Here is a 1,168-nt window from a genome sequence, read left to right as displayed (position 1 = left end):
TGCGCAGGATCAGGCGCGCGTCAAACGGCGTCGGGATCAGGTAGTCGGGGCCGAAGCTCAGGTCCTTGCCGGCGTAGGCGGCGGCCACCTCGTCGCTCGGCTCGGCCTTGGCCAGGTCGGCGATCTGGCGCACGCAGGCCAGCTTCATGGCCTCGGTGATCTTGCTGGCGCCGCAGTCGAGCGCGCCGCGGAAGATGTACGGGAAGCACAGGACGTTGTTGACCTGGTTGGGGTAGTCGGAGCGGCCGGTGGCGATGATGCAGTCGGGGCGCGCCGCCTTGGCCAGCTCGGGGCGGATCTCGGGCTCGGGGTTGGCCAGCGCCAGGATGATGGGCTTGTCGGCCATGGTCTTGACCATGTCCACCGTCAGCACGCCGGGCGCCGAGCAGCCGAGGAACACGTCGGCACCACGCACCGCGTCGGCCAGCGTGCGCGCTGCGGTGTTTTGCGCGTAGAGCGCCTTGGACGCGTCGTAGCCGCCGGGGCGGCCTTCGTAGACCACGCCCTTGGAGTCGCACATGAAGATGTGCTCGCGCTTGACGCCCAGGCCCACCATCACGCCCACGCAGGCGATGGCGGCCGCGCCGGCGCCCGACACGGCGACCTTCACGTCGCCGATCTGCTTGCCGACCAGTTCGAGCCCGTTGAGCAGGGCGGCCGACGAGATGATGGCGGTGCCGTGCTGGTCGTCATGGAACACCGGGATGTTCATGCGCTTGGAGAGCTCCTGCTCGATGTAGAAGCACTCGGGCGCCTTGATGTCTTCGAGGTTGATGCCGCCCAGCGTCGGCTCGAGCGCGGCGATGATCTCGATCAGCTTGTCGGGGTCGTTCTCGGCCAGCTCGATGTCGAACACGTCGACGCCGGCGAACTTCTTGAACAGGCAGCCCTTGCCCTCCATCACCGGCTTGGCTGCCAGCGGGCCGATGTTGCCCAGGCCGAGCACGGCCGTGCCGTTGGTGACCACGCCGACCAGGTTGCCGCGCGCCGTGTATTCATGGGCCAGCGCCGGGTTGGCCTCGATGTCCAGGCAGGGGTAGGCCACGCCGGGCGAGTAGGCCAGCGACAGGTCGCGCTGGTTCGACAGCGGCTTGGTCGGCGTGACCGAAATCTTGCCCTTGTTGGGGCTGCGGTGGTATTCGAGCGCGGCTTCGCGCAGGGCCTGTTC

Annotated in this window: 1 protein-coding gene; it reads right to left on the bottom strand. The window is 68.3% G+C overall.

Annotated features, from left to right (window positions below; translation table 11 throughout):
* Positions 1-1,168: malic enzyme-like NAD(P)-binding protein (locus tag QZH66_RS16545; protein WP_305806962.1), on the bottom strand; the 1,168-nt coding region annotated here is incomplete at both ends.

Source organism: Stenotrophomonas sp. YIM B06876 (assembly GCF_030711595.1).
GTDB lineage: Bacteria > Pseudomonadota > Gammaproteobacteria > Xanthomonadales > Xanthomonadaceae > Stenotrophomonas.
The sequence above is the reverse complement of the archived record's forward strand: the minus strand, read 5'-3'. Positions and strand labels throughout refer to the sequence as shown.